Source organism: Lacisediminimonas sp. (genome assembly GCF_030645335.1).
Classification (GTDB): domain Bacteria; phylum Pseudomonadota; class Gammaproteobacteria; order Burkholderiales; family Burkholderiaceae_D; genus Lacisediminimonas.
The window spans coordinates 1-20,669 of sequence record NZ_JAUSNH010000042.1; the positions used below are offsets into that span (position 1 = coordinate 1).

Consider the following 20,669-nt stretch of genomic DNA (forward strand, 5'->3'; position numbering starts at 1 on the left):
TGTTCCAGCCCGGCCTGCAATTGTTCCGTCCGGAATTCTTCAACCAGCACACCACCAAGCATGGCCTGATCATGGTGTTCGGCGCGATCATGCCGGCCTTCGTCGGCTTCGACAACTGGATGATCCCGCTGCAGATCGGCGCAGCCGACATGGCGTTTGCACGGATGAACAACTTTTCGTTCTGGCTGCTGCCACCCGCTGCAATCCTGCTGGCCACGTCGTTCCTGGTGCCGGGCGGCGCGACCGCAGCCGGCTGGACGCTGTATGCGCCGCTGAGCACCCAGATGGGTATCGGCATGGACATGGGTATCTTCGCGATGCACATCATGGGCGCATCGTCGATCATGGGTTCGATCAACATCATCACGACCATCCTGAACATGCGCGCACCTGGCATGACCCTGATGAAAATGCCGATGTTCTGCTGGACCTGGCTGATCACGGCTTACCTGCTGATCGCCGTGATGCCGGTGTTGGCGGGCGCCATCACGATGACGCTGACCGACCGCCACTTCGGTACCTCGTTCTTTAACGCAGCCGGCGGCGGTGACCCGGTGATGTACCAGCATATTTTCTGGTTCTTCGGGCATCCCGAGGTGTACATCATGATCTTGCCGGCCTTCGGCATCGTCTCGCAGATCATTCCTGCATTTGCCCGCAAGCCGCTGTTCGGTTATGCGTCGATGGTGTATGCAACGTCGTCGATCGCGATCCTGTCGTTCATCGTCTGGGCACATCACATGTTCACCACCGGCATGCCGGTGACGGGCCAGCTGTTCTTCATGTACGCGACGATGCTGATCGCGGTGCCGACCGGCGTGAAGGTGTTCAACTGGATCGCAACGATGTGGCGCGGCTCGATGACATTCGAGACGCCGATGCTGTTTGCGATCGGATTCATTTTCGTGTTCACGATGGGCGGCTTTACCGGCCTGATCCTGGCCGTGACGCCAATCGACATCCAGATGCAGGACACCTATTACGTGGTGGCGCATTTCCATTACGTGCTGGTTGCCGGCTCCTTGTTTGCACTGTTCGCCGGCTTCTACTACTGGGGTCCGAAGTGGACTGGCTACATGTACAACGAATGGCGCGGCAAGTTCCACTTCTGGAACTCGCTGATCTGGTTCAACGTCACGTTCTTCCCGATGCACTTCCTCGGCCTGGCTGGCATGCCGCGCCGGTATGCAGACTATCCGGCGCAGTTCACCGACTTCAACGTGGTGGCCTCGATCGGCGCATTGCTGTTCGGCCTGAGCCAGGTGTACTTCCTGTTCTTCGTGGTGTTGCCATCGATCCGTGGCGGCCAGAAAGCCGCAGACAAGCCATGGGAAGGTGCAGAAGGCCTGGAGTGGACAGTGCCGAGCCCGGCGCCATTCCATACGTTTGAAGTGCCGCCGACCGTCAAGTAACCCGGTTCGGGTTCAGGCGATCTGGTTTGGGTGACGGTTGTTTGCAATACTGAGCAGGAGGGCGGGGTTTCCCCGTCCGCAAATGAAATGTCCGATGACAAGCAGCCGAACAATTTGAAGACCGCAATGATTTTGCTGTCTGTCGTCGTGGTGTTTTTTGTTGCCGTGTTTGTCAAGCGCACCTGGTTCAGCTGAGATGGGCGAGAAAGACAATAATCTCGGCAAGGAGCAAGACCTCGGCAACAAGCGGCTGAATGCGCAGATGCTGGGCAAGCTGGTGGTAATTGCCGTGATGATGTTCGGTTTCGGCTATGCGCTGGTGCCGGTGTATCAGATGATTTGCGAGATTACCGGCGTGAACCTGCTGACGCCCAAGGATGTGACGGTCGAAGCGCCGGTCAACAGCCAGGTCGACAAAAGCCGCACGGTGACCGTGGAGTTCGACGCCAATTCGCAGGGGCCATGGCGGTTCCGGCCGACGGTGTCGAGCGTGACGGTGCATCCCGGCGAGATGGCGCAAGTAGTGTATGAAGTCGTGAACACGCAGCCGCGCAGCATCGACGGCCAGGCGATTCCAAGTTATGCGCCGCAACAGTCTGGCCAGCATTTCAAGAAGGTGGAATGCTTCTGCTTCCGGCAGCAGACCTTGACGGCGAACGAAGCCAGGCAGATGCCGGTCGTGTTTTACATCGACCCCGCACTGCCCCGTGACGTAAAGACAATTACCTTGTCGTATACTTTTTTTGAAGTCGGCGGTGCCGGCAAGAAGGCGAGCTAAGAGCACAATGGGCGATCTGAGAAAGGCAACACAGCGCAAGTCCTCTTTCCTGGCGACGATGAAGGCCGTGTGCTGGTCCTTTTTCGGTGTACGCAAGAAGAGCGATTATGAGTCCGACACCCAGCAGCTCAATCCGGTGCATGTGATCATCGCCGGTTTGATTGGCGCCGGTGTGTTTGTCACCGTGCTGGTGTTGCTGGTAAAAACAGTGGTCGCTCAAGCCTGAGGCCGTGATCCTGCAAGTGGCAAGCGTCGTAAAAAATTACAGAATTTAAAGAATCAAAGACTTACTTGGAGCGGAAATGAGTTCTCAACACGGAAGTGCACCTTACTATTTCGTACCCAGCCCATCGCGCTGGCCGGTGCTTGCAGGCGCTTCACTGCTGCTCACCATGATCGGCGCCTCGGCCTGGGTCAACGGTTATGGATGGGGCGCGTATGCCAACATGCTGGGCATCGTCTGCACGCTGGCGGTTCTCTATAACTGGTTTGGCGAGGCGATCAAGGAATCCGAAGGCGGGCTATACAGTGCGCGCATCGATACCTCGTTCCGCTGGAGCATGAGCTGGTTCATCTTTTCCGAGGTGATGTTCTTCGCCGGCTTCTTCGGCGCGCTGTTTTATGCCCGCACGATCACGATGCCCTGGTTGGCGGACCTGGACCACAAGTTCATCTGGCCCGACTATGCCGGTCAGTGGGGCACAGGCGGCCCGGCCGGCACGGTCGATAGCTTCGCGACGATGGGCCCGTTCTGGATCCCGACCATCAACACCGCATTGCTGCTGGCTTCCGGTGTCACGCTGACGATCTCGCACCATGCACTGCGCGCCGGTCATCGCGGCAAGACCGCATTCTGGCTGCTGGCAACCGTCATACTGGGCGCGGTCTTCATGGGCTTCCAGGCCTATGAGTACATGCATGCCTACAGCGAACTGAACCTGAAACTGACTTCGGGCATCTACGGTTCCACGTTCTTCATGCTGACCGGCTTCCATGGCTTCCACGTGACGCTGGGCGCCATCATGCTCAGTGTGGTGCTGTACCGTGTGGTTCGCGGTGATTTCACGGCGGAGCAGCATTTCGGTTTTGAAGGCGCAGCCTGGTACTGGCACTTCGTCGACGTGGTCTGGCTCGGTCTGTATGTGGTTGTGTACTGGCTGTAAATCCGGTTCGCCATGACAAAAGCCGCACTTCGGTGCGGCTTTTTGTTTTGGCGGCTACTTGTACAGGATTGGCAGGATATTGTTTGTTGCTTAACGTATGCCAGTCGGTGCTATCCAGCCCATCTTGTACGAGGCAAGGATCAGTACAAATAGCAGGATCGAAAATCCGACGCGCATCGCCAGGGCATTGACGGTCCGATTGGTCTTGCCCTTGTCGCGCATCAAAAATACCAGCGCAGAGCCGAGGCTGCCCAGGATCAGGATGAAGCCGATGACTACTGCGAAGATTTTCATGATGGTCGTGCAAGCAATGGTGCTGGACCGCACAGGTGCGACAGCAGGTGCTGGCCTGAACCAGGCCAATGGAGACACATTGTAATGCGATTCGCTTTCCGATTCCGCTGGATTCCCTTCCTTGCCATGTTGTTGGTCGCCGGCATCGGACTTGCGCTTGGAGAATGGCAACGTGGCCGCGCCAACCAGAAGGACGATCTCGCCGCAACACTGAGCCAGCGCGCCGCACTCGAGCCGCTGGTGCTGCGCGGTGGCGACAAGTTGCCTGTGCTAGCGCAGGTGGAATTTCGCCGGGTGCTTGCATACGGGGAATTTATTGCCGGCTGGCCAGTCTATCTGGACAACCGGCCGCATGGCGGCGCGCCTGGCTTTTATCTGCTGATGCCGTTTCGTCTGGGCGAGTCCGGCCCTACCGTGCTGGTGTTGCGCGGCTGGTTGCCGCGCGACCCGCGTGATCGGTCACGATTGCCGCCGCTGGTCACGCCGCGCGGCCCGGTCACGATAGAAGGAACCCTGCGCCGACATCCGGGCCACGTCCTGCAACTGGGTGAGCCGGCAGCGATCAAGCCTGGCGCCATCGTGCAGAACCTGTCGCCTGCCGACTTTACGGCTGCCAGCGCGATGCCGGTGCTAAACCTTATAATCGAGCAGTCGCCAGGTGCCAACGGCGGCAACGCTGTCAATGATCCGTCCAGGGACGGACTGGTTCGCGACTGGCCCCAGCCGTCGTCCGGTGCTGACAAGCATCGTGGCTATGCATTCCAGTGGTACGCACTCGCTGCGACCGCTTTTCTGTTTTTTCTTGTCACAGGATTTCGACGTGGATCAAAGTAAGCCTCGCACACGCGGCACATGGACCTTGTGGGCCGTGATCGCAGTGTGCGCCGCACCACTGGTGCTTTCGTACATTACCTATTACCTGATCAAGCCCGAGAGCCGTAATAACTATGGCGCCCTGATCGATCCACGCCAGTACCCGATTCCGCCGTTGCAGGGGCGTTCGCTGGATGGCAAGCCCCTGGAACTCGATGCTTACAAGGGCAAATGGGTCATGCTGCAAGTCGACAGCGCAGACTGCCAGCAGGCTTGCAAGAAGAAACTTTATGACATGCGCCAGTTGCGCCTGACGCAGGGCAGGGAAATGGAACGCGTCGAACGGGTCTGGCTGATCACCGACGGCGCGCCGCTGGAAACCATGCTGATGCGTGAATACGATGGCACCCACATGCTGCGCGCGGATCCAGCACGCATTGCCAGCTGGCTGCCAGTCGAGCAAGGCACCAGCGCGAAAGATCACATCTACATGATCGACCCCCTGGGCAACCTGATGATGCGTTTTCCAAAAGATGCCGACCCGAACCGGATCAAGCGCGACCTCGGCCGCTTGCTAAAAGCTTCCAAGATCGGCTGACGCACCATGCTGCTGCAACTTGCACTCAAGGGTTTCCTGCTGGCGCTGTTGCCGCTGTCGGTCGTGTGGGCGTCGAAGGGCGCCGACAAGTATCGCAAGCTGGCCTGGGTGACGGTGTTCCTGACCTTTGACCTGATCATGTTCGGCGCTTTCACGCGGCTGACCGATTCGGGGCTGGGCTGCCCTGACTGGCCGGGTTGCTATGGCCAGTCCAATCCTTTCCTGGCGCATGAACAGATCAGCGCCGCACAGGCCGCCATGCCGACCGGTCCGGTCACCGTGGCCAAGGCGTGGATCGAAATGATCCATCGCTACCTGGCGATGGCGGTGGGCGTGCTGATCATTGCGCTATTGGTCGTGGCCTGGCGCAAGTGGCGGCAATCGGGACGCTCGGACGCCCGCTTCTCGCCGGCATTTCCCTTGCTGTTGCTGGCGTTTGTCTGCATCCAGGGCGCGTTTGGCGCCTGGACCGTGACCCTGAAGCTGCAACCGGCGATTGTCACCATGCATCTGCTGCTGGGAATGGGGCTGCTGGCCATGCTGGCCTGGCACGCATCGCGGCAGGATCCCGCGCCGATGCCGGTACCGGCCTACCAGGCACTGCGCCTGCCCGCCGCGATTGCGTTGTTGGTGGTCTTCATGCAGATCGGCCTGGGCGGCTGGGTCAGCACCAATTACGCCGCGCTGGCTTGTCCCGACTTTCCGCTGTGCCATGGCCAACTGGTGCCTGAGATGGACATGCGCAACGGATTCCATCTCTGGCGCGAACTTGGCAAGACGGCCGGCGGGGACTACCTGGCGGTCAGCGCCTTGACGGCGGTTCATTGGACCCACCGGGTTTTTGCATTGCTGGTGCTGGCGGTGGTTGGCGCCATGGCCTGGCGTGCCGCCCGGGTTCCCGGCTTGCGCCGCATGGCACTGGCAATCGCGGCGGTGCTGGCCACGCAAGTGCTGACCGGTATGCTGACCGTATTTTTCAACTGGCCGCTGGCACTGGCCGTGCTGCATAACGGTGGCGCCGCACTGATGGTCTTGCTGCTCGTCGTGCTAAACTTTCGGGTTACGGTCGGTTCTGCGCTTGGCGCTGGCCGACTGTCCGCGCGCCCCGCGCCCGTTTGACTCCCTGGTAATGTCTACACTGAGCATCCAACAAAATCGCATCGCCCAGTATTGGGCCCTGACCAAGCCGCGTGTAACGCAGCTTGCGGTGTTTTGCGCTGTGATCGGCATGTTCCTCGCCACGCCCGGTCTTCCCGACTGGAAGATTGTCCTTGCTGCAACGATCGGCATCTGGCTCTTGGCAGGCGCTGCTTTCGCCGTCAATTGCCTGGTCGAGCGCGAGATCGATGCGCGCATGGCGCGTACTGCCCGCCGTCCGATGGCGCGCGGCGAAATCACACCGGCACAGACCATCGTGTTTTCCGGCGCGATCGGCGGACTTGGCATGTGGGTGCTGTACAACTTCGTCAATCCGCTCACCATGTGGCTGACCTTTGCCACCTTTGTCGGCTATGCGGTCATTTACACCATCATCCTGAAGCCGGCCACGCCGCAAAATATCGTCATTGGCGGCCTGTCCGGCGCGATGCCGCCGGCCCTGGGCTGGGCGGCGATTGCCAACGATGTGCCGATGCAGGCATGGCTGCTGGTGCTGATCATCTTCATCTGGACGCCGCCGCACTTCTGGGCGCTGGCCCTGTATCGTCGTGACGACTATGCGCGCTCCGGTTTGCCAATGTTGCCGATTACGCATGGCATGCCATTCACCCAGTTTCATGTCTGGCTGTACACCATCGTGCTGGTGGCGACCTCGATGCTGCCTTTCGTGGTGCGCATGAGCGGCCTGATCTACCTGGTGTCGGCAGCGGTGCTGGGCGTGGTGTTCCTCTGGTATTCATGGCAGGTCTATCGGCATTACACCGACCTGATTGCACGCAAGACATTTACGTACTCGATCATTTACCTGTCGCTGCTGTTCGCCGCCTTGCTGGTCGATCATTACATACCACTCTGATGCCCAAGACTACATCCCGCTTGTTCACGCTGTGGTTTGCCCCATTGTTGGCGGCGATCCTGCTGCTTGCCGGTTGCGGCGAAAAAGGCGGCGACGCCAACCAGATGCTGCTGTCGCCGGTAAAGTCTTCTTTCAAGAATACCGACGTCACCGGCCTGGGTTATGCCCGCGACTTCAGCCTGACTGACCATAACGGCAAGTTGCGGCGGCTGGAAGATTTTCGTGGCAAGGCCGTGCTGATGTTCTTTGGCTATACGCAGTGCCCGGACGTCTGCCCCACCACCATGAGCGAGATGGCCGAAGTCATGAAGCAGCTCGGCCCGGACGCCGAGCGCTTGCAGGTGCTGTTCGTCACCGTCGATCCCGAGCGCGATACGGCGGCTGTGCTGCGCAATTATGTGCCCGGATTCGATCCGCGCTTCCTGGGCATGACCGGTGACATTGCTGCGCTGGACAAGGTTGCCAAGGAATTCCGCGTGTTCTACCAGAAAGTACCGGGCAAGCAGCCCGGCAGCTATACGATGGACCATACGGCCGGCAGCTATGTATTCGACGCCAAAGGGCGCATCCGCCTGTTCGTGCGGCACGGCCAGGGCGCCGAGCCGATCGCCCACGACATCAAGCAACTGCTGGCAAGCGGCGGCTGATCCGCTCCTCGCAGCCCCGGCCTGGGCGCTGCGTATCACAATCGACTTCCTGACCTGTTTTGACAGCAGTAGCGCCGCGCCGCATGCCTGGTCGCGGCGGCGTTGTCCTTGTGTTCGCCGGAATTGAAAAAGCCCACCCGGCTGGTCGCCGGGTGGGCTTCATTGCTTGATCCGCCTGGACGGAAGAGGGCTGGCTCAGAGGTAGGCTGCGAGCGAGCCTTTCATTTTTTTCAATGCCGACGATTCGATCTGCCGGATCCGCTCCGCCGATACGCCAAACTCGTCGGCGAGCTGGTGCAGCGTCGCGCCGGAGCCGTCGTCGTTGGCAAGCCAGCGCGCCTCGACGATGCGCCGCGAACGGGGATCGAGCTTCTCCAGCGCGGTTTCCAGCCCTTCCGATTGCAGCCGGTCGAACTGCCGTGCTTCCAGCACATGGGTCGGCTCGCTATTTTCGGAGGACAAGTAGGCAATCGGCGAAAACTTGTCATCCTCGTCATCGGTCGGCGATTCAAGCGCGATATCGCGTCCTGAAAGCCGGGTTTCCATTTCGATGACTTCTTCCCGCTTCACATTCAGCACACGGGCCAGCTCATCGACCTGGGCCGGTGTCATCGAGTCCAGCCCGACCTTGTGACTGCGCAGGTTGAAGAACAGCTTGCGCTGCGCCTTGGTGGTCGCCACCTTGACCAGACGCCAGTTTTTCAGGATGTACTCATGCATCTCGGCCTTGATCCAGTGCATCGCATAGGACACCAGCCGCACGCCCTGGTCCGGGTCGAAGCGCTTGACGGCCTTCATCAGGCCGATATTGCCTTCCTGGATCAGGTCGGCATGTGGCAAACCATAGCCGAGATAGCCACGGGCGATGGAGACCACCAGCCTCAGGTGGGACAGGATCAGCTTTTGGGCTGCATCGAGTTCATTGTTTTCGCGCAGTCGCCTGGCCAGGGAAATTTCTTCCTCGTGGGTCAGCATCGGCAATCTGTTTACCGCGGAAATGTACGCATCAATATTGCCAAGGTTGCCTGAGAAACCGAGTGCAAGCGGATTCCCGGCTACCGGCACCAGAGCATCAGTTGCAGACGATGAAGCCATAACGTTCTTCTCCTTGTTTGCGGATTCCTATGTTCGCGGACATTCGCATTGCATAGCAGCATACACAAACAATATTAGCACTCAAGGCGAGGGACTGCTAATTTGTTGTTCTATGCAAGTGATAGGGAGCATCTATGGGACGAATGGCTCGAATTGCATCCAGCCACTTTAGAGCATCCTGTCGCCCGGAAGTTGCGTTCGCTCAAAGCTGGAAGTGGCGAGTTCTGCCAGTTTTTTCGCTTCAGGTGGAGGATTGTTTCAAATGGCGGCGCACCGACATGCCGGCGCCGACATAGCCAAGCAGCATGCAGAGAACCAGCAGGCCCGCCGACTGCGCAGGTCCGAGAGGTAAAAGCTGGAATTCCGACCCGTACAGGCGCGCCAGCTCGGCCACGTTGCGGTTCAGGTAGGGAAGCAGGGCGGCGATTGCACCCAGCCCAAGCGCGCCGCTGAGCAGGCCCAGCAGCGCACCGGCGTAAAGGAAGGGACGGCTGACGAAAGTATCCGTTGCCCCGAACAGCCGGCAAATGTCGATCTCCTCGCGCTGGGTCAGTACTTGCAGCCGGACCGTATTGAATACCACCGCCACCACGACCACGCCGAGTGCAACAGCCGCCATCACCAAGGCCATGCGCAATAGCCGGACCAAGGCTGCCAGGCGGCTGATCCAGGCGGAATCGACTTGCACATGCTCCACCCCGTCCAGCTTGGCCAGGGCTGCCGCCAAACCTTCGGCGCGTTGCGCCGGCCGCCCCTCGTCGGACTGCGAGAGGCGAACCACGTAGGCGTCCGGCAGTGGGTTCTCCCCCAATACGGCAATGGTGTCCCCAATAGCAGTGCGGCTTTTCAGGCTGGTAAGCGCCTGCTCACGTGAAATGAATTCAATCCCCGCCTGCGGATCCACCTCCAGTGCCAGGCGTCGTATGCCTGCGCTTGCTGCCTGGCCCTTGGCTTGTTTGGCGCCAGGAGCGAGGAACACCGTGATTTCCGGGTCGGCGGCCAGTTGCCGGGTGACGGGCACCAAATTGTCGAGCAGCGTCAGTCCGGCGAAGGGCAGTGCCAGCACAGCCGCAATCACGACGGCGTTGAACAGGAAACTGCCCGCCGTATACCTGGCGCGGCGGCAAGCGTCCCCAAACGCTGTGGCGTGCTGGCGCAACCAGGCACTCATGCGGCGCCCGGCGCGTGGTGCACGATCCGGCCCTGGTCGAGTTCCACCATGCGGTCGCCTGCGTTGAGGAAATGCCGGTCATGGGTGGCAACCAGGCAAGTCACGCCGGCGCGGTTGAAATCACGCAGCAAGTCCAGTACGCCCAGCGCCGCCACCCGATCCAGGTTGGCGGTTGGTTCATCGGCGAGGATGATTTGCGGCTGGTGCACGATCGCCCGGGCAATCGTGGCGCGCTGTTGCTCTCCGCCCGACAGTGTTGCCGGTGCGTGCCCGGCCTTGTGCGTGAGGCCGACTTTTTCCAGCGCAGCCAGTGCGCGCTTGCTGGCTTCGGCGCGACTGGTGCCGGTGACCAGCAGTGGCAACATGACATTGGCAGCGACGGAGCGATCCGGCAGCAAGCGCTGTTGCTGGAAAATAAGTCCGAGCTTGCGGCGCAGGTAGGGCAGCGCCGCTGGTCGCAGTTGGCCGATGTCCTGGGCGCCGACCAGGACCGCGCCGCTGCTGGGTTTTTCGATTGCCGCAATCAGCTTGAGCAGGGTCGACTTGCCGGCGCCGGACGGGCCGGTCAGGAACAGCAGTTCGCCACTGGCGACTTGCAGGTTCACACCCGCCAGCGCAGCGGCGCTGCCGGGATAGTCCTTGGATACGTTGTCGAAATTGATCATGCCCATGCCTTTGGTCAGCCGAGCAATGCGTCGGCGAATTCCCTGGCATTGAACGGCTGCAGGTCCTCGATCTGCTCTCCGACACCGATGAAATAGACCGGCACCGGCCGCGCTTTCACGATGGCGGCCAGCACGCCGCCCTTGGCGGTGCCGTCGAGCTTGGTGACCACCAGACCGGTCAGCGACAGCACATCGTCGAAAGCCTTGACCTGGGCTACCGCGTTCTGGCCGGTATTGCCATCGATGACCAGCAGTATTTCATGCGGCGCCGACTCCATGCCCTTGCCAATTACGCGGCGCACCTTGCGCAGCTCTTCCATCAGGTGCAACTGCGTCGGCAGCCGCCCGGCAGTATCGACCATCACGACGTCGATCGAGCGGGCAATGGCGGCCTGCACGGCGTCGAAGGCAACGGCAGCCGGGTCGCCGGACTGCTGGGAAATGACGTGCACATTATTGCGCTCGCCCCAGATCGTCAATTGCTCGCGGGCGGCGGCTCGGAAAGTATCGCCGGCTGCCAGCAGCACGCTTTGCCCATGCGACTGCAAATGCTTGGCCAGCTTGCCGATCGTGGTGGTCTTGCCCGCGCCATTGACGCCGGCAATCATCATGACCATCGGCTTGTGCCGTCCGAGCACCAGCGGCTTTTCCAGGGGCGTGAGCAGTTCCACGATCAGGTCGCGCAAGGCGGTTTTCACTTGCGCGGCGTCGGTCAGTTTTTGCTCCTTGACGCGCTTTTTCAGGCTGTCGAGCAAGGATTGCGTGGCCTCGACGCCGGCGTCGGCCATCAACAGCGCGGTTTCGAGTTCGTCGTACAGATCGTCGTCGATGCGGGCGCCGATAAAAAGCGTGGTCAGGCTGGACGATGTCTTGGACAGCCCGGTTTTCAGGCGCGTGAACCAGGATTTTTTCTGTTGCTCGCTGGTCGCAACGGGAACGATCTCTTCCTGCGGCGTGCTGTCGATGGCTTCGGCGGCGAGCGGCAAGGGCGAGCCCGCTGCGGGTATCGTCGTTTCCGGCGCGCGCGCAGGGGATGGCGCTGGCAATGGAGCCGGCATCGGGGCTTCTGCGGCTGGCGCGGAAGCCGGCGCCTGTTCCTGCGGCGGCGGCTCTTTGGGTTTTTTCTTGAAGAAACTAAACATCAGTCGCGTAGTGGGATTGAAGTGCGTCGGGCGACGTTGGGAACAAGCGGCTAGAATCGACGCTTTGTCGCGGTTGCCAGCTTGCTGTCATCGCATGCCGCCGGCACTAGCGGGTCGTTGGCACGCGATTGTCGGCAAGCAAGCTGCCGCGCAGGAACTGTCGCGCCATTTTACCAGAGTGAGGTCATGAGAAATTCTGCTGCTCCGTTGCTCCCCGCGATCCTGTCCAGGCATCACCCCCGGCAGTCGGCCCAGGCGCTTGCGCCATCGCCGCATCCCGGCATGCTGATGTTGACCAATGCGCTGCTGTTTTTGTTGTTGCTGGCTTGCAGCCTGGCTGCAAGCGCTGCACCGGCGGCTGAATTCACCTTGAAAAATGGCATGAAAGTGATCGTCAAGGAAGACCATCGGGCGCCGACTGTGGCGCACATGGTGTGGTACCGGATTGGCGGGATGGATGAGGTCAATGGCACCACCGGCGTGGCCCATGCGCTGGAGCACATGATGTTCAAGGGAACCAAGAAGCTCAAGCCGGGCGAATTCAGCGAACGCGTGGCAGCACTCGGCGGCCGCGAGAACGCCTTCACCAGCAGGGACTACACCGCGTACTTCCAGCAGATCGAGAAATCGCGACTGCCCGACATGATGGCGCTGGAAGCGGACCGGATGGCCAACCTGCGCTTCACCAAGGCCGAATTCGAGCAAGAGATCAAGGTGGTGATGGAGGAGCGCCGCTGGCGCACCGAGGACAAGCCGATCCAGAAAGTCTACGAAGCCCTGCATGCGGTTGCCTGGAGCGCCCATCCTTATCGGCACCCGGTGGTTGGCTGGATGAATGATTTGCAGAACATGACCGTCGAAGATGCGCGGGCCTGGCATGACAGGTTCTACGCGCCGAACAATGCGGTCATGGTCGTGACTGGCGACGTCGTCCCCGAGGAGGTGCGCCGGCTGGCGGAAAAATACTTCGGCGGCATCAAGCGCAAGCCGGTTCCGGTCACCAAGCCGCAACTGGAGCCTGCGCAACAGGGCTTGCGGCGCGTGACCATCAAGGCGCCGGCCGAAAATCCTTATGTGGCACTGGCGTTCAAGGTTCCCAAGCTGGCCGATGTGGAAAAGGATGACGAAGCGCTGGCGCTGGACGTGCTGGCGACCATCCTTGACGGCTATGACAATGCCCGCCTGAGCGCGCAACTGGTGCGCACGCAACGGGTCGCCAATTCCGCCGGTGCATCGTATGACGCCATCGCCCGCGGCCCGGTGCTGTTCATCCTGGACGGTGTGCCGGCTCAGGGCACGACGACCGAGCAGCTGGAAAAACTGCTGCGCGCAGAAGTCGAGCGCGTGGCGCGCGAAGGCGTTTCCGAGTCTGAACTAAAGCGCGTCAAGACGCAGCTCATTGCCAGCCAGATCTACAAGCGCGACTCGATTTTTGGTCAGGCGATGGAGATCGGCACCATGGAAATGAGCGGTGTTTCCCACCGCCTGCTCGACCGCCTGATCGAGCGGCTGGGCCAGGTCAGCGCGTCCCAGGTGCAGGCGGTTGCCAGCAAATATTTTGGCGATGATGCATTGACGATCGCCACCCTGGTTCCCCTGCCGCTGTCGCAAAAGCCCGCCGCGCCGCCTGCCGGCCTGCGGCACTGATGCGATCGCTTTGCGCCCCATGCCTGCCACTACGCACTTGCTGGCATTCGCTGGCACATGCTGAATTTTTAAGGTCTGCCCCATGTTGAAATATCTTGTACTTGTTCTGGCGTTCACGGCTTCTGGCGCGGCCAACGCCGCCCTGAAGATCCAGAGCTGGACGCTGCCGACCGGCGTGCGCGTTTATTTCGTCGAAAACCATTCGATCCCGGTGCTCGATGTCAGCGTCGAGTTCGACGCCGGCGCGCGTCGCGACCCGGCTGGCAAATCGGGCGTCGCCAGCATGACCAATGCCATGCTGGCGCGCGGACTGCGCGAAGAAAAACTGGCCGACGGCAGCATCGAGCCGGCCGTGGCCGAGGCGCAGATTTCGGATGGCTTTGCCGATATAGCCGCCCAGCGCGGCGGCGGGGCCAGCATGGACCGTGCGGGCGCGACATTGCGAACCTTGTCCAGCAACGAAGAACGCGATCGCGCGGTGGCCCTGCTGGCGCGCGTGCTCGCCCAGCCGGCCTTTCCGCAGAGCCTGTTCGACCGCGACAAGGCGCGCAACCTGTCCGCAATCCGGGAAGAGCTGACCAAACCCGAGGCGATTGCCGGCAAGGCGTTCTGGAAGCTGCTTTACCAGGATCACCCTTACGCCCAGCAAGAGACCGTGGAATCGGTCGGCGCCATACAGCGCGATGACCTGCTTGAATTCCATCGCCGGCATTACGTCGCCAATCGCGCCGTGGTGGCGCTGATCGGGGACATCACGCGGGAGCAGGCAGATGCCATCGCCCGCGAACTGACCCGCCGCCTGCCGCAGGGAACGCCGCTGCCGGCGTTTCCCGCCGTGCAAAAAGCCGTGGGCGCCGAGCAGCGCATTCCGCATCCGGCATCACAGTCGCATATCTTGCTCGGCACGCCTGCGCTGGCCCGCAGCGACCCGGATTTTTTCCCGCTGACGGTGGGCAATTACGTACTGGGTGGCGGCGGTTTCGTTTCGCGCCTGACGCGCGAAGTGCGGGAGAAGCGCGGACTGGCCTATAGCGTGTACAGCTATTTCAATCCGCTGGCGCAGGCCGGCCCTTTCCAGGCCGGGCTGCAGACGCAAAAGGCGCGCACCGACGATGCGCTCAAGCTGGTGCGCGAAACCATCGCCGCCTACCTGCGCGATGGTCCGACCGAGCAAGAGCTCAAGGCAGCAAAATCGAACCTGATCGGCGGCTTTCCGCTGCGCATCGACAATAACCGCAAGATCCTCGACAACGTGGCGATGATCGGTTTCTACCAAATGCCACTGGACTATCTGGATACCTGGACCGCTATGGTCGCCAAAGTGACGGTGGCCGACATCCGCGCCGCATTCAACCGCAAGCTGGGGGCCAATGCGCTGTCCACAGTGATCGTCGGCGCACCGCAGTGACGGCGGGTACATGAAGGCGCGCCGCAGCACCCTCAGCAGCGCGCCGCGCCAGGTGCGCATCATCGGCGGCCAATGGAAAAGGACGCCATTGCCGGTGGTGTCGGTAGAAGGTTTGCGGCCGACGCCGGATCGCGTGCGGGAAACGGTATTCAACTGGCTGAACCATCTGATCGACGGCCGATGGCAAGACAAGCTTGTGCTCGATCTTTTTGCCGGCACCGGCGCGCTCGGTTTTGAAGCCGCCAGCCGCGGCGCGCAGAAGGTCGTGATGGTCGAGACCGCCGGCCCGGCGCTGCGTGTGCTGGAGCAGGTCAAGGACAAGCTCGACGCCGGCCAGGTCAGCATCCTGAAGACTGATGCACTGCGGTATGTGCGCTCGGCTGCGGCGGCCAGCTATGACGTGATCTTCCTTGACCCGCCCTATTCGCTGGAACTGCTGCCGGCATTGTTGCCGGCATGCGCGCGCCTACTTAAGCCGGGCGGCTTGGTATATGCTGAATCGGACAAGGCTTTCCCGCAACATGCCGGAAGCTGGATGGACGGCTGGGAAGTGGTCAGGAGTGACGGGGCGGGTGCAGTCTGCTTCTACTTGCTGCACTGCATTAAAGTGGCATAATGCGCGTTCGATCAAGGAGCAGACATGGTTACAGCCGTTTATCCCGGAACGTTCGACCCACTCACGCGAGGGCATGAGGATCTGGTGCGCCGCGCCTCCGGACTGTTTGACAAACTCGTGGTTGGCGTCGCCGACAGCAAGAACAAGAAACCCTTCTTCACACTCGAAGAACGGCTGACGATCGCCAATGAAGTCCTTGGCCATTATCCGAACGTGCAGGTCGAGAGCTTTTCCGGACTGCTGAAGGATTTCGTGCGCAAGCATGAAGCGCGCGTGATCGTACGTGGCCTGCGGGCAGTTTCCGACTTCGAATACGAATTCCAGATGGCCGGCATGAACCGTTACCTGTTGCCCGACGTGGAAACCTTGTTCCTGACGCCATCGGACCAATATCAGTTCATATCGGGCACCATCGTCCGCGAAATTGCGATCTTCGGTGGCGACGTGTCGAAGTTCGTTTTCCCGTCGGTGGATCGCTGGCTGCAGGCAAAAGTCAAGGCGCTGGAAAAATAAGGCGGCTCAGCATGGCCCTGATGATCACGGACGAATGTATCAATTGCGACGTATGCGAGCCCGAGTGCCCGAACGACGCAATTTTTTTGGGTCCGCAGATTTACCAGATCGACGCCACACGCTGTACCGAATGCGTCGGGCACTTCAGCGAGCCGCAATGCCAGCAGGTGTGCCCGGTTGCCTGCATCCCGTTCAATCCGGAATGGCGGGAATCGCAGGACCAACTGCAAGCCAAATACGAGCGCTTGCAGCAAGCGCTTGAGGGCGCCGGGCCGGACTAAGCTGGTTTTGCTTGGCTGTCCGTGAACGCCAGTTCAAGCGCCGCTTCCTGCCCCACACGGATGACCGTGTTTTCACCGCCCACCACGATGGCGTTCATCCCGAACGCAATCCCGCCGTCCAGGCGCGCATCGGCGCGGTAAGTACGCAGGATGTCCAGCGGATCCGGGCCGACTTCCCCGGTTTTCTGGTCCACCGAAGGCATATTGCAGCGCGGGCAGGGTTTTACGGGGCGCATGACAAGCTCGCCGGCCGAGATCGCCGTGGCGAAATCTTCTTCGAAGGCCCCCACTCCCTTGATCACGACGTTTGGCCGGAAGCGCTCCATCGGCAGCGGCTGCCGCTGCCCGGCCGTCAGTTTTTCATTCAGGTCGGCCAGCGATTCTTCAGAAATCACCAACAATGGATAGCCGTCGGCAAACAGGGTGGGCGCATCGACGCCGCCAGTCCATTTGGCATCGGCCAGCCGATCTGCCGACGGGTGGAAGCGGGCCAGCCGGCATGGCGTACCCAGCACATTGCTGAACCAGGCTGCGCTGGTTTCGTCGCAATCGTAGGCAAGCACGCGGTCGTTCCAGACCCGGACTTCAATGGTCTTCTCATCTTCCGGCGCTGGCAGGTCGAGCGGAATATATAAAGGCAGCATGCCCGGCGCCCGTACTTCCAGCGCATCCAGCCTCACCCTGGGACGGATGGTCGCCATTTGCGGGAATTCGCGCTGCGTCAGGAAGTTGCCATCCAGATCGACAATCATCCATTCCCGGTCGTAGATCTGCTCATGGACCAATCCTGCGGCAGTGACGGTTGCCTCGCGCAGGCTGATGCCGGCGCAGGATTTTATCGGGTACAGGACAAGCTCAGTGATGATCGGCATACCGGGAAAGTTTAGCAATGGGTCGCTACATTTTAGCAGTGGATGCCGTACGGCAATAAAAAAAGCCCGCTGGCTTTTCAGTCAGCGGGCTAATCCACCCGTGGAGGGAGGAGGAGACAAATCCACTATAGCCGGCTTTCTGCTGCACTGCAACAGAGAATATGGGGTAGGGGGCGAATCCGTGGCAAATTTGCGAGGGATGCCGGCCGGCCCGACCAGGCCTGTGGGAAATCGCATTCGTATTTGTTGGCCGGTTGATCTGGAGCAACGAGCTCGGAAAGCGCGCCGCTTAAGCTGAAAGTGCAACTCCGAGAGAAGGAAGCGATTGCGCCGGGCCCGTAAAGCCCGGTGCTTTTTTTTATGCGCTCACCGTGCCGTCAAAGCGGCCGGCGCAGATCCGGCGCCAGGCTAAGGATCGTCCCTTCCTTGATTTCCTGTAACTGCCGGAACATGAAATCGCGCAGGCTCTCGCCGGCCGGCGACAGGCTGCGGCTTTGGCGCCGCAGGAAAAACAGTCCGCGATGCAGCGTCGGCTTGCGGATTGGCCGGAAACAGAAATCCTTCACTTTGCTCGAGTAGGCAGCGATGCCGGGCAGGATCGCAATGCCGGCGCCGCTTTCAACCAGCGCAAACAGCGACGACACGCTCGACACCTCGTACATCGGCTTTGGAATGATGGACGCAAAGTGCGAGTCGTCCAGCATGGCGACAATGCCCGCCCCGAACGGCAGCGAGGCCATCGGATAGCGATGCAACTCAGGCCAGGCCGGGTCCCGCTTCATCAGGGCCACAGGATGGTCGCGCCGGCACAAGACCCCCATCCGGTCCTTCAACAGCAGGCGCGCATCGATGTCATTGACCGCGCCTAACATCGTGGCAATGCCGAAATCGACTTCGCCCGTCAGCACGCGCTTGACCAGGCTGTCGGCCGTGTCTTCGATGACCCGTACCGAAATCCCTGGATACTGCTTCGACAGTGCCGCAATCGCCGGCGCCAGCACCACATCGATGAACGAGGCGTTCGACCCGACCACCACCGAGCCGCGCTGACTGCTGGCAAATGCATGCAGGTCGTCGATTCCGCGCGTGAGCTCATCGAGCAGGCGCAGCGCCACTGGCAGGAAACGCCGTCCCTGCGCGGTCAGCTCCACCGATCGCGTGGTGCGATCGAACAGTTGCGCATTGACCGCCGCCTCCAGCGACTGGATCGCGATGGTCAGTGCAGATTGCGATACGCGCAGCTTGCTGGCAGCCCGGGTAAAGCTTTTCTCGTCTGCCACTGCAACGAATCCGCGGATCTGCTTGGTGGTGACATCCTTGTGCATTGCGAAAAACGAAATAATCGTTCCGAATATTGAATTGGACAGGATTGTGACGTATTTGTACGCTGTAATCCCGGCAGGTCAGAAAAATCACAGGAGACGAGGATGAAGCGGTTGTCTTTTTTCGGAGCGGCGCTGGCGTCGTTGCTGGCACTCGCTCCGGCGGCAGGAAATGCACAAGCTTACCCAAACAAGCCGATCAAGCTGATCGTCGGTTATCCGCCCGGTGGCAACCTCGACATCATCGCCCGCGTGGTTGGCCAACGCTTGTCGGAGCAGATCGGGCAAGCGGTCCTGATCGAGAACAAGCCGGGTGCGGATGCGCGCATTGCCTCGCAGTACGTCGCCGCTTCGCCGGCGGACGGCTACACCTTGCTGGTCGGCGCCACCGGCCAGATGGTCTATAACCCGGCCCTGCATTCGACCCTGGGCTACGACCCGGTGAAGGACTTCGTGCCGATCACCCTGCTGGGCAGCACGCCATTGCTGTTCGCCGTGAATGCCAAATCGCCGATCAACTCGGTCAAGGACCTGATCGCCGCGGCCCAGGCAAAACCGGGCGAGCTGTTCTATTCATGGGGCGCCACACCCTTTTACGCGGCCGGTGAATTGTTCAAGACGATGGCCAAGGTCCAGCTCAGCAATGTGCCCTACAAGGGCAATGTCGGCGCCGTGAATGCAGCGCTTGCCGGCGACGTGGCCGTTGTGGTTGCCGACGTGCCTACCACGCTGTCGCAAATCCAGGGCGGCAAACTGCGGCCGATCGCCATTACCGGCGCCGAGCGGACCAAGTACCTTCCCGATACGCCGACCATGATCGAATCGGGCATCAACTTCCACAGCGTGAGCTGGACCGGTCTGTTTGCGCCTGCCGGCACGCCGCCGGCCGTCATCGACAAGCTGTATGCGACGCTGGCAGCCATCCTGAAGTCCGATGGCATGAAAGAGCAGCTGGCGCGCGTCAGTTTTGATTCCACCGGTTCCGGCATGCCGTCGGCAGAGTTTGGCGCCATGCACCAAAGGGAATTGACCCGGTGGACCAGGACGCTGAAGGAATTGAATATCCGCGCAAACTGATGCGAACGCCAATTTCAAGCAGCCCGACAACCTGAATCATTGGAGAGAGCATGAACTCCCAGGCAAGACAAGAAGCCGTCATTGGCAAGAAAGTGATCGACCCCGCCGACTGGATCGGCGACGACCTGAAGGCCGACCAGCGCTGGATAATCAATCTTACCGAGGATGATCTGGACGCCATGCTCGCCGTGGCGAAGACCATCAGGAGCAAGATTGGCGACGACCCGAACGCGCTGATGGCGCTCCCCGCCGAGGCTTTCGATTTCGGCGCGTTCTCCGAAAAGATAAAGGCCATCAAGGCCGAGCTGAAAGACGGGCTGGGCGCAGTCCTGGTTCGCGGCCTGTCGCTGGACAAGATCGACCCGATCGATGCGGCGTCGATCTACTGGGGGCTGGGACGACATTTGGGAACCGCCTGTTCCAACAATGCCGAAGGCGACGTCTTCGGCCATGTGACCGATACCGGCAAGACCCAGCGTGACGCCAAGAGCCGCGGTTACCAGACCCGCGAGGAAATGGCGTTTCACTGCGACCAGAGCTCAATCGTCGGACTGCTCTGCGTGCGTACGCCGCAGTCCGGTGGCGTCTCCAAGATCACCAGTTCAATCGCCCTGCACAACACCATGCTGGCGCGTTCGCCCGAGAGCGTGAAGATCATGAGCGAACCCTTCTACTGGACCAAGCACGGCGAGATGAATGAAGGCGAAGACGGGTTTTACCAAAGCCCGGTGTTCAACTTTTTGGATGGCAAGCTCTGTACCTCGCTGGGGCCCACGCACATCCGCAAAGGGCATGATTTCCCGGAAGTGCCGGACCTGACGCCAGCGCAACTGCACGCCCTGGCACTGGCCAAGGAAATCGCCGAAGAGCAGCACTACGGCATGCTGCTGCAACGGGGCGACATGCAGTTCCTGAACAATTCGGTCGTATTGCATACGCGCACCGAGTACCAGGACTGGCCCGAGCCCGGGCGCAAGCGCCTGCTGTGGCGCTTGTGGCTGGTCGATCCGGCCATCCGGCCCCTGACGCCGTATATCAAACAATGGGGTGCAGGAGTCAAGGTGACGGCGACCAAGGAGCGCATCGTACTTTGACCAGCAGCGCAGGGAGGGCGGTTGCGCGCTCCTTGCGCTGGATATAG

The 20,669-nt window shown here is 60.9% G+C and carries 24 protein-coding genes; 17 read left to right on the forward strand and 7 right to left on the reverse strand.

From position 1 onward, the window contains the following. The 5 genes from Q7T64_RS02895 to Q7T64_RS02915 all read left to right on the forward strand — a co-directional run. The coding region (locus tag Q7T64_RS02895) for a cytochrome c oxidase subunit 1 (RefSeq protein ID WP_304790874.1) at positions 1–1,412 on the forward strand (1,412 nt) is incomplete at its 5' end. 126 nt (positions 1,413–1,538) lie between these two features. Beyond that, positions 1,539–1,607 carry a cytochrome oxidase small assembly protein gene (locus Q7T64_RS18105; RefSeq protein ID WP_370653246.1) on the forward strand — a complete coding sequence of 23 codons (69 nt, stop codon included), beginning with the start codon at positions 1,539–1,541 and terminating at the stop codon, positions 1,605–1,607. 1 nt (position 1,608) lies between these two features. Beyond that, a complete protein-coding gene (locus tag Q7T64_RS02905) occupies positions 1,609–2,190 on the forward strand; it encodes a cytochrome c oxidase assembly protein (protein WP_304790881.1) in 582 nt (193 codons plus the stop codon). Between the two features lie 7 nt (positions 2,191–2,197). After that, complete coding sequence (locus Q7T64_RS02910) at positions 2,198–2,416, forward strand: DUF2970 domain-containing protein (RefSeq protein ID WP_304790884.1); 219 nt, start codon at positions 2,198–2,200, stop codon at positions 2,414–2,416. Between the two features lie 76 nt (positions 2,417–2,492). Next, complete coding sequence (locus Q7T64_RS02915) at positions 2,493–3,353, forward strand: cytochrome c oxidase subunit 3 (protein ID WP_304790887.1); 861 nt, start codon at positions 2,493–2,495, stop codon at positions 3,351–3,353. Between the two features lie 90 nt (positions 3,354–3,443). On the opposite strand, the gene Q7T64_RS02920 is transcribed toward Q7T64_RS02915, so the two are convergent. After that, positions 3,444–3,647, reverse strand: a complete 204-nt coding sequence (locus Q7T64_RS02920; RefSeq protein ID WP_304790890.1) for a twin transmembrane helix small protein — start codon at positions 3,645–3,647, stop codon at positions 3,444–3,446. An 84-nt stretch (positions 3,648–3,731) separates the two neighbouring features. Here Q7T64_RS02920 and Q7T64_RS02925 point away from each other — a divergent pair, with 84 nt between their 5' ends. The 5 genes from Q7T64_RS02925 to Q7T64_RS02945 are packed head-to-tail and all read left to right on the forward strand — an operon-like array spanning position 3,732 to position 7,719. Then, positions 3,732–4,481 carry an SURF1 family protein gene (locus Q7T64_RS02925; protein WP_304790893.1) on the forward strand — a complete coding sequence of 250 codons (750 nt, stop codon included), beginning with the start codon at positions 3,732–3,734 and terminating at the stop codon, positions 4,479–4,481. Further along, positions 4,468–5,058, forward strand: a complete 591-nt coding sequence (locus Q7T64_RS02930; RefSeq protein WP_304790896.1) for a cytochrome C oxidase subunit I — start codon at positions 4,468–4,470, stop codon at positions 5,056–5,058. Before Q7T64_RS02925 ends, Q7T64_RS02930 begins: the two co-directional genes overlap by 14 nt. 6 nt (positions 5,059–5,064) lie before the next feature. After that, positions 5,065–6,177, forward strand: a complete 1,113-nt coding sequence (locus Q7T64_RS02935) for a heme A synthase (RefSeq protein WP_304790900.1) — start codon at positions 5,065–5,067, stop codon at positions 6,175–6,177. Positions 6,178–6,187: 10 nt separating this feature from the next. After that, positions 6,188–7,072 carry a heme o synthase gene (cyoE, locus tag Q7T64_RS02940; protein ID WP_304790903.1) on the forward strand — a complete coding sequence of 295 codons (885 nt, stop codon included), beginning with the start codon at positions 6,188–6,190 and terminating at the stop codon, positions 7,070–7,072. Beyond that, positions 7,072–7,719, forward strand: coding sequence for an SCO family protein (locus Q7T64_RS02945; RefSeq protein WP_304790906.1), 648 nt, complete (start codon positions 7,072–7,074; stop codon positions 7,717–7,719). Before cyoE ends, Q7T64_RS02945 begins: the two co-directional genes overlap by 1 nt. A gap of 195 nt (positions 7,720–7,914) precedes the next feature. Here the strand turns inward: Q7T64_RS02945 and rpoH are convergent, their stop codons facing one another. The 4 genes from rpoH to ftsY form a co-directional block, all read right to left on the reverse strand. Next, positions 7,915–8,814 (reverse strand): RNA polymerase sigma factor RpoH, encoded by a 900-nt coding sequence (gene rpoH / locus Q7T64_RS02950; protein ID WP_304790909.1) that lies wholly within the window; start codon positions 8,812–8,814, stop codon positions 7,915–7,917. Positions 8,815–9,055: 241 nt separating this feature from the next. After that, entirely contained in the window at positions 9,056–9,985 is a 930-nt protein-coding gene (locus Q7T64_RS02955) for an ABC transporter permease (RefSeq protein WP_304790912.1), read from the reverse strand. Next, a complete protein-coding gene (locus Q7T64_RS02960) occupies positions 9,982–10,650 on the reverse strand; it encodes a cell division ATP-binding protein FtsE (protein WP_304790915.1) in 669 nt (222 codons plus the stop codon). The genes Q7T64_RS02955 and Q7T64_RS02960 overlap by 4 nt, the downstream gene beginning before the upstream one ends. Positions 10,651–10,664: 14 nt before the next feature. Further along, positions 10,665–11,792, reverse strand: coding sequence for a signal recognition particle-docking protein FtsY (gene ftsY, locus Q7T64_RS02965; RefSeq protein ID WP_304790918.1), 1,128 nt, complete (start codon positions 11,790–11,792; stop codon positions 10,665–10,667). Positions 11,793–12,080: 288 nt separating this feature from the next. On the opposite strand from ftsY, the gene Q7T64_RS02970 reads away from it, so the two are divergent. The 5 genes from Q7T64_RS02970 (at position 12,081) to Q7T64_RS02990 (ending at position 16,257) form a co-directional block, all read left to right on the forward strand. Continuing rightward, positions 12,081–13,439, forward strand: coding sequence for a pitrilysin family protein (locus tag Q7T64_RS02970; RefSeq protein WP_304791139.1), 1,359 nt, complete (start codon positions 12,081–12,083; stop codon positions 13,437–13,439). Positions 13,440–13,521: 82 nt separating this feature from the next. Further along, a complete protein-coding gene (locus Q7T64_RS02975) occupies positions 13,522–14,847 on the forward strand; it encodes a pitrilysin family protein (RefSeq protein ID WP_304790921.1) in 1,326 nt (441 codons plus the stop codon). A gap of 10 nt (positions 14,848–14,857) precedes the next feature. Further along, positions 14,858–15,463, forward strand: a complete 606-nt coding sequence (gene rsmD / locus Q7T64_RS02980; RefSeq protein WP_304790923.1) for a 16S rRNA (guanine(966)-N(2))-methyltransferase RsmD — start codon at positions 14,858–14,860, stop codon at positions 15,461–15,463. A gap of 24 nt (positions 15,464–15,487) precedes the next feature. Then, a complete protein-coding gene (gene coaD / locus Q7T64_RS02985; RefSeq protein WP_304790926.1) occupies positions 15,488–15,976 on the forward strand; it encodes a pantetheine-phosphate adenylyltransferase in 489 nt (162 codons plus the stop codon). An 11-nt stretch (positions 15,977–15,987) separates the two neighbouring features. Next, positions 15,988–16,257, forward strand: coding sequence for a YfhL family 4Fe-4S dicluster ferredoxin (locus Q7T64_RS02990; RefSeq protein WP_304790929.1), 270 nt, complete (start codon positions 15,988–15,990; stop codon positions 16,255–16,257). Here the strand turns inward: Q7T64_RS02990 and Q7T64_RS02995 are convergent. Together Q7T64_RS02995 and Q7T64_RS03000 are read right to left on the reverse strand one after the other, a co-directional pair. After that, entirely contained in the window at positions 16,254–17,129 is an 876-nt protein-coding gene (locus Q7T64_RS02995) for an MOSC domain-containing protein (RefSeq protein WP_304790931.1), read from the reverse strand. The two genes, Q7T64_RS02990 and Q7T64_RS02995, sit on opposite strands and share 4 nt — an antisense overlap. A gap of 377 nt (positions 17,130–17,506) precedes the next feature. Next, positions 17,507–18,454, reverse strand: coding sequence for a LysR family transcriptional regulator (locus tag Q7T64_RS03000; RefSeq protein WP_304790933.1), 948 nt, complete (start codon positions 18,452–18,454; stop codon positions 17,507–17,509). Between the two features lie 102 nt (positions 18,455–18,556). Between Q7T64_RS03000 and Q7T64_RS03005 the strand changes: the two genes are divergently transcribed. Beyond that, on the forward strand, positions 18,557–19,528 hold the full coding sequence (locus tag Q7T64_RS03005) for a tripartite tricarboxylate transporter substrate binding protein (protein ID WP_304790935.1): 972 nt from the start codon (positions 18,557–18,559) through the stop codon (positions 19,526–19,528). 50 nt (positions 19,529–19,578) lie between these two features. Next, entirely contained in the window at positions 19,579–20,622 is a 1,044-nt protein-coding gene (locus tag Q7T64_RS03010; RefSeq protein WP_304790937.1) for a TauD/TfdA family dioxygenase, read from the forward strand. The last annotated feature ends 47 nt before the right edge of the window (positions 20,623–20,669 follow it).